6 protein-coding genes are annotated in these 6934 nt (G+C 70.8%); 3 read left to right on the forward strand and 3 right to left on the reverse strand.

Annotation, left to right across the window (positions count from 1 at the left end):
- Positions 1-5: 5 nt before the first annotated feature.
- Both Apa02nite_RS17660 and Apa02nite_RS17665 read right to left on the reverse strand, forming a co-directional pair.
- Positions 6-1583, reverse strand: coding sequence for a methyl-accepting chemotaxis protein (locus Apa02nite_RS17660; protein ID WP_307871969.1), 1578 nt, complete (start codon positions 1581-1583; stop codon positions 6-8).
- A gap of 35 nt (positions 1584-1618) precedes the next feature.
- Positions 1619-3922: a chemotaxis protein CheA gene (locus Apa02nite_RS17665; RefSeq protein ID WP_239164372.1), complete on the reverse strand. Its 2304-nt coding sequence runs from the start codon at positions 3920-3922 to the stop codon at positions 1619-1621.
- On the opposite strand from Apa02nite_RS17665, the gene Apa02nite_RS17670 reads away from it, so the two are divergent.
- The gene (locus Apa02nite_RS17670; protein WP_203825950.1) at positions 3909-4310 is read left to right on the forward strand and encodes a hypothetical protein; all 402 of its coding nucleotides are present in this window, start codon (positions 3909-3911) and stop codon (positions 4308-4310) included. The two genes, Apa02nite_RS17665 and Apa02nite_RS17670, sit on opposite strands and share 14 nt — an antisense overlap.
- Positions 4311-4566: 256 nt before the next feature.
- The gene (locus tag Apa02nite_RS17675) at positions 4567-5538 is read left to right on the forward strand and encodes an arabinan endo-1,5-alpha-L-arabinosidase (RefSeq protein ID WP_067685195.1); all 972 of its coding nucleotides are present in this window, start codon (positions 4567-4569) and stop codon (positions 5536-5538) included.
- Positions 5539-5612: 74 nt separating this feature from the next.
- Here Apa02nite_RS17675 and Apa02nite_RS17680 read toward each other — a convergent pair whose 3' ends face one another.
- Positions 5613-5882 (reverse strand): hypothetical protein, encoded by a 270-nt coding sequence (locus Apa02nite_RS17680; protein WP_203825951.1) that lies wholly within the window; start codon positions 5880-5882, stop codon positions 5613-5615.
- Between the two features lie 234 nt (positions 5883-6116).
- On the opposite strand from Apa02nite_RS17680, the gene Apa02nite_RS17685 reads away from it, so the two are divergent.
- A partial coding sequence (locus Apa02nite_RS17685) for a hypothetical protein (protein ID WP_203825952.1) occupies positions 6117-6934 on the forward strand: 818 nt, incomplete at its 3' end.

Consider the following 6934-nt stretch of genomic DNA (forward strand, 5'->3'; position numbering starts at 1 on the left):
CGCCATCAGACCGCCAACCGGTCCAAGCGCTCGATCGCCGCCGACACCTCACCCGTCAACGCGCTCAGAGTGCTCGCCTGCTCCCCCGTCATGACCTGCGCCTGCGCGGTCGTCACATCGATGTCCGCTATCGCCCCGCTCATCGTCGACATGATCTCTACGACCGCCTCCACGTGCTCGTTCAGCTCGTCCAGGGTCGCGCTGATGGTCGCCGTGGACTCCGCGGTTGTCGTCGCCAACGACTTCACCTCGTCGGCCACCACCCCGAAGCCCTTCCCGGACTCCCCGGCCCGCGCCGCCTCGATCGTGGCGTTCAGCGCGAGCAGGTTCGTCTGCTTGGCGATCCCGCCGATGAACCGGGCCACCTCGTCCACCCGCCGCAGGCTCGCATGCAGGGTGCCGACCGCACCGGCGGCCGCCTCGTTGCTCACCAGCAGGCGACCCGCCGCGTCCCGGACCCCGGCGACCTGACCTTCGATCCGCCCGGCCGCCGCGCTCACCGTCGCCGCCCGCTCGGACACACCCGCCAACTGCTCGTTGACTGCCGCCGACGTGCCGGTGACCAGCTCCCTGGCAGCGCGCCGCGAGGAGTCCTGTGCCGCGCGCTGCTCCTCGTGCGCGAGCTGCACCTCCTGCTGGCGCTGCTCCTGCTCGGTGCGCAGCTGCTGCTCGTTGGTGCTGATCCGGTCGAGCATCGAGTCGATCGCCCGGCCGAGCGCGGCGAGGTCGTCGGCGCCGGACGCGTTGATCCGCAGCCGATGATCACCGGAGGCGATGATCTGCTCGGTGGTGCGCAGCAGCGGACGGACCCGGCCGCGCAGCGCCCGGCGGGTCGACCAGCGCATCAGCCCGACCAGCAGCACGCCGGCCACCGCCACCATGGCGAACAGCCGCCAGGCGGTACGGGTCGCGGCCTGGCAGATCGGCCGGGGCTGGATCGCTTCCAGGGTCAGGCTGCCGCCGTCGAGGGTGCCGATGGTGGCGTCGACCGCGATCCGGTCGGCGTCCAGGACCGCGGTGTGCACCGCGACCGAGCCGAGCATGCTGGTCAACGCGGGCTGGGCGGTCGCGCCGGACCGGGCTCCGGCCGCGATCGTGATGCTCAGGTCGAGGTCCTTGCCGAGTGTACCGAGCCGGTCGGCGCTGAGCTGTTTGAGCATGACGAACCCGCCGGACGGCGTGCCCTCGCCGGTGCTGTGGAACGCGCCCAGCCCGCAGAACAGGTAGCCCCCGCCGGCGGACAGCACGCCGCAGGTGGCGGTCCCGGCCGGGGCGCCGGGATCGTACAGCTGCTTGAGCAGGGCCGGGTCGGTCAATCCGGCCGGCAGGGCGAGGTACTCATCGCCGCCGGTGGTGAGGCCACCGGCGCGCAGGCTGCCGTCCGGGCCGATGCCGAGCACGCCGTCCAGGTCGTTCGCGTCGTGCTGGGTGGCCGGCGGGAAGTTGAGCTCGAAGCTCGCCGTGTCGGCAGTGCCGATCGCGGTGTAGGCCTCGTCCCAGATGCTGTTGGTGACGCCGAACGCGGTCAGCAGCCGAGCCTGACCGTCGAGCCCGATCCGGATCCGCTCGGCGTTCTGAGTGATAGCCGACCGTGTCCCCGGTTACTAAAACCGCAAGATCAGACCGGCACCGCCTGCCGGGTCTGCTCCCGGTCCGAGTGGTCGGTGATCAGCGGCCCCACGTCCAGGATCAGCGCGATCCCGCCGTCCCCCAGGATCGTCGACCCGCTGATGCACTTCACCCGGCTGAACAGCACCCCGAGCGGCTTGATCACCGTCTGCAGCTCGCCCAGCAGGCTGTCCACCACCAGCCCGGTCCGCAGCCCGGACTGCTCCACGATCACCACGCTCTGGCGGCGCGCCGGCGGCCCCGGTATGTGGAACAGCTCCCGCAACCTGATGAACGGCAGCACCTCGCCGCGCAGGTTCATGCACTCCCGGCCCAGCTGCCCCACCGGCAACTCCACGCACTCGGTGACCCGGTCCAGCGGCACGATGAACGACGACTGTCCGACACCGACCAGGAACCCGTCGATGATCGCCAGCGTGAGCGGCAGCCGGATCCGGATCGTGGTGCCCAGACCGCGGTTGGTCTCCACCTCGATGCTCCCGCGCAGCGCGGAGACGTTCCGCTTGACCACGTCCATGCCCACGCCCCGGCCGGACAGGTTGGAAACGGTCGCCGCGGTCGAGAAGCCCGGCTCGAAGATCAGGTTGTAGACCTCGGGATCGGTCAGCGCGGTGTCCGGCGCGATCAGCTCCCGTTCCACGGCCTTGGCCAGGATCCGCTCCCGGTCCAGCCCGCGCCCGTCGTCGGTCACCTCGATCACGATGTTGCCGGCGTCGTGATAGGCGTTCAGCCGCAACGTCCCCTGGGGCGCCTTGCCGTGCCGACGGCGCTCCGCGGCCTGCTCAATTCCATGATCAAGACTATTGCGTACGAGGTGCAGCAACGGGTCGCTGATCCGCTCGACGAGAGCCTTGTCCATCTCGGTGTCCCCACCCGTGATCACCAGGGACACCTCCTTGCCGAGCTCCATGCAGACGTCCCGCACCACCCGCTCGAACCGCCGCAGCGTGGTACCGATCGGCACCATCCGCAGCGACAGCGCACTGTGCCGCACCTCGTCGACCAGCCGCATCACCTCGCCCTGCGCCTCGCTGGCCGCATCCGAGCGAGCCGCATCCGAGCGAGCGGTGTCCGAGCGAGCGGCACCCGAGCGAGCGGTGTCCGAGCGAGCGGCATCCGAGCGGACGGCATCCGAGCGGACGGCACCCGAACCGGCAGCGCCGGAGCCGGCAGTACCCGAGCCGCCGGTGTCCGCCCCGGTGAACCCGGTGCTGGACTGCGCGATCACCAGCTCACCCACCAGGTCGATCAGCTTGTCGAGCCGGGCCGCGTCCACCCGGATGGTCCGGGTGTCCTGCGAACGGGTCTCGGTGGTGCGCCGCTGCCTGGACAGCGCCGCGTCCACGATCCCGCGCTGCACGATGCCCTGCTCGATCAGGATCTCCCCGATCGGCACCGGCTGGGTGCCCTCGCGGACCGCCCGTTCCTGCTGGACGCGTAGCGCCTCGGCCAGTTCGAGCTCGGTGACCGCGCCGCTGCTGACCAGCACGTCGCCGATCCGGTCGTTCTCCGGCATGGCCCGGATCGCGGAGACGTACGCGTCGAGCCGGCTCTCCGCGGGCGCGATCCGGATGTCGCTGTCCTCGCGTACAAAATCGAAGACCGCTTCGATCTCGCTCTTCGGCGCGGTCGTCTCGAGGTCCACGGTGAAGCCCAGGTAACAGGTCTCCGGGTCCATCTCGGCGGCCTCGGGCAGCCGGTTGATGTCGGTGCTGACGGCGGTGACCGTGCCGAGCGTGGACAGGTAGCGCAGGAACGACAGCGGGTCCATCCCGTTGCGCAGGCAGTCCGGGCCGAACCGCAGGTCCAGGTGCCAGACGCCGTCCTGGGGCGGGGCGGCCGCCTCGGTCTCGCCGACGGGCGCCGGCACGGCCGGGCCGCCGGCCAGGTACGGCTCCAGCCCGGTCAGCAGCCGGGCCCCGTCGGCGGCCTGGGCGGCGTCCGGTTCGAGCCGGCCCTGCGCGATCCCCTCGATCATCGCCGAGATGTGGTCGACGCACGGCAGCAGCGCGCTGACCAGCCCGGGTGTCACCGGCAGCTGGCCCTCGCGGACCGAGCCCAGCACGGTCTCCACCACGTGCGTGAACGAGACCAGGTGGGTGAGCCCGAACAGCCCGGCCGAGCCCTTGACGGTGTGCGCGGCCCGGAAGATCGCGTTGACCGCCTCGCCGCCGGACGGCTGGTCCTCCAGCTCGAGCAGGCCCTCTTCCAGGCCCTGTACCAGGTCACGCGCCTCGGTCACGAACATGTCGAGCGCTTCGCGCATGTCGTCGTCCACGATGATTCCCAACATCGTGCGTACGTCCGATCTGGTCCAGGAGATCGCGGCCGCCAGCGGGGAGCAGTCCACCGGGGTCCGGCAGATCAACATCGCGATGTCGCAGATCGGCAAGGTCACCGAGCAGACCGCGTCGTCCAGTGAGGAGCTCGCGGCCACCGCGGAACAGATGTCGGCGCAGACCGCGCAGCTGACGTCCCTGATGGACTTCTTCACCACGGGCGGCGGCGGACACCGGTCGTCGTCGCGCAGCTTCAGCCAGCCGAACGCGACCTGGCCGGCCACCAACCCGGGCCGCGGCACGTGGGACCGCGGCGGCGCGTACAACGAGAACTCGGCGCCGGCGATGAGCGCGACGAGCACCGCCCCGGTTGACCTGGAAGCCAAGTTCGACCGCTTCTGATCCCGCCCGCCGGCCTCTCGGAGGCCCGGTCCCCGGCTCGGAAGTCGCACCGACTCGAACGCAAACCGCCACGACCTCACGATCTTGTTGTGAGCGTCGCCAGCATGCCCGGGCAGCGGCTTGACTTCCGAAATGTGATCGTTAACATGTTGGCAATCACATAGACGTATGTGACTACGCTGACCCCCGTCCCCATGGGGCGGCCCCGTTTCCCCGAGCGGGGCCGCCCACCCCTCCCGGAAGGGCGAATCCCCCCATGAAGACCCGCTTCCGTACCCTGCTGCTGGCCGGGCTGACCGGCGTCGTCGCCGTGCTCGGCGTCGGACCGGCGAGCGCCGCCACCTACCCGAACCCCGGCGTGGTGACCGGCTCGACCGGCGCGCACGACCCGTCGATCGCCAAGACCCCGAGCGGCGGCTACCTGCTCGCCACCACCGGCGACGGCATCACGCTGAAGACCTCACCCGACCGGACCAGGTTCACCGACGCCGGCAAGGCGTTCCCCAGCGGCACGTCCTGGGCCAACGACTACACCGGCGGCAGCGCCACCCTCTGGGCGCCGGACATCTCGTACCACGGCGGCAAGTACCTGATGTACTACGCCGCCTCCACGTTCGGCTCCAGCAAGTCGGCGATCTTCCTGGCCGCCTCCACCACCGGCGCGGCCGGCACCTGGTCCAACTACGGCAAGATCATCGAGTCGACGACCAGCAGCAACTGGAACGCGATCGATCCGAACCTCACGGTCACCCCGTCCGGCGAGTGGTGGCTCACGTTCGGTTCGTTCTGGTCCGGCATCAAGATGGTCAAAATCAATCCGAGTACGGGCAAGCGCGCCGACAGCACGCTCTACAACATCGCCGAGCGCTTCGTGAACAGCAAGTCGGTCGAGGCACCGTACGTCTTCTACCACGCCGGCTACTACTACCTGTTCATGTCGTTCGACTTCTGCTGCCAGGGCGCGTCCAGCACGTACCGCACGATGGTCGCCCGGTCCACGTCGATCACCGGCCCGTACAAGGACCGCGCCGGCACCCTGACCACGGCCGGTGGCGGCACCGAGATCCTGGCCACCCACGGCAGCATCTACGGCCCGGGACACCCGGCGGTCTTCACCGACACGGACGCCGACGTGCTGGTCTACCACTACTACACGTCCGCCGGTGACGCCCGCCTCGGCATCAACCTGCTCGGCTGGGACTCCTCCGCCTGGCCGTACGTGTACTGACCCCGCTCGGTGCGGGGATGTCACCGGTTCCGTCCGCTGGTGCCACCCCCGCGCCGGACGAGGTCGCCCCGGGGTCAGGAATACGAGTCGGCGGCATCCAGCCCGAGAACACCGAGAATCGTCGTCAGCACCAGCGCGATCACAATCCCCGCTCCGACGAGCACCGCCGTGCCGACGATGATCGTCAGCCACGCCTTGCCCAGAGCGGAAGCGCTGGCCGCGAGCACCTGACCCGTGCTCGGCCTGATCCATGTCAGTGGTTGATACGTCCGCGTCGGCGCCGAACCCGCCGCAGGGGACACGTGGCCCCGCACACCAGCGGATGAACTGACCTGAGCCTTCATGATGCCGCCTCCTTTGGCAACAACACGCGATATGTATGCCCACTCCATCGGCCATGGGAATGCCTGGATGAGTGGCCGATCGGCCTGACTTGACCTGCCGAGCGTCCGACCGCCCGATCCACATCGGGCCACCGCTTCGGTGTCCGGGCCCATCCGGCCGGCCACGCCGCACCGGCCGAGGGCGCCACTCACTGGCGGACGGTGCGGCGACGGCCCCGATTAGCATCGGTCCTCATGACGCCAGTGCGGGGACCGGTTCGGGAAGCGGCGCGGCGCGGCGACCTCGATTGGTTCGCCACCCACCTCCGCGGGCCGGACTACCCGCTCGCGGTGCTGAGGTTTCTCGTGCGTCAGGACGACCCTCGGCTGCGGCATCTGGGCCTGGACCGGCTCGGCGCGCGGATCGCACAGCCCCGGGTCGAGGAGTCCGAGTTGGCGGAGTTGGCCGGGCTGCTCCCGGACACTCTTGCCGGGCCGCCGGAGACCGCGCTGGTGCTGGCCGGGCTGTACCAGCGGCTCTGGCGGCACGTCCCGCGGCAGCACCGGCCGCGCTGGCGGGCCGCCGGGCTGCCGGTCGCCGTGCAGATCGCGTGGCTCCGGGCCGAGATCGTCAACGAGCCGGGGACGGTGTGCTCGGAGCCGGCCGGTGAGCTGCTGTACCAGGCTGTCGCGGGGATCACCGCCGCCGACGTGGCCCGGCCGGACCAGCTGGTGGGCGAGCTGGTCGACGGCGGCGACCCGGTGCTGCGGGGTGCGGCGCTGCGCCTGATCCGCGAGGCGCTGCACAGCGGGTTGCTGGCCCCGGGCCGGGCTCGCGACCACCTCGGCGCGATGCTCGGCACCCCGGACGTCGCGGTGCTCGCGGAGCTCGCCGAGCCGTGGGCCGCGCTCGCGCCGCTCCCCCGGGAGCGCCTGCGGCTGCTGCTCACCGTTCCGTCAGCGGCATCGCAGGCCGCGCGGCTCGATGCCGTGGGGGTCGACGCCGTGGGGGTCGACGCCGTGGGGGTCGACGCCGTGGGGGTCGACGCCGTGGGGGTCGACGCCGTGGGGGT

The sequence above is a fragment of the Actinoplanes palleronii genome (assembly GCF_016862315.1).
Classification (GTDB): Bacteria; Actinomycetota; Actinomycetes; order Mycobacteriales; family Micromonosporaceae; genus Actinoplanes; species Actinoplanes palleronii.

Bases quoted from the DNA above. Each gene is read 5' to 3' on its own strand.
- Apa02nite_RS17670 (WP_203825950.1), top strand. From the start codon at position 3,909: ATGATTCCCAACATCGTGCGTACGTCCGATCTGGTCCAGGAGATCGCG.
- Apa02nite_RS17675 (WP_067685195.1), top strand. From the start codon at position 4,567: ATGAAGACCCGCTTCCGTACCCTGCTGCTGGCCGGGCTGACCGGCGTC.
- Apa02nite_RS17680 (WP_203825951.1), bottom strand. From the start codon at position 5,882: ATGAAGGCTCAGGTCAGTTCATCCGCTGGTGTGCGGGGCCACGTGTCC.
- Apa02nite_RS17665 (WP_239164372.1), bottom strand. From the start codon at position 3,922: ATGTTGGGAATCATCGTGGACGACGACATGCGCGAAGCGCTCGACATG.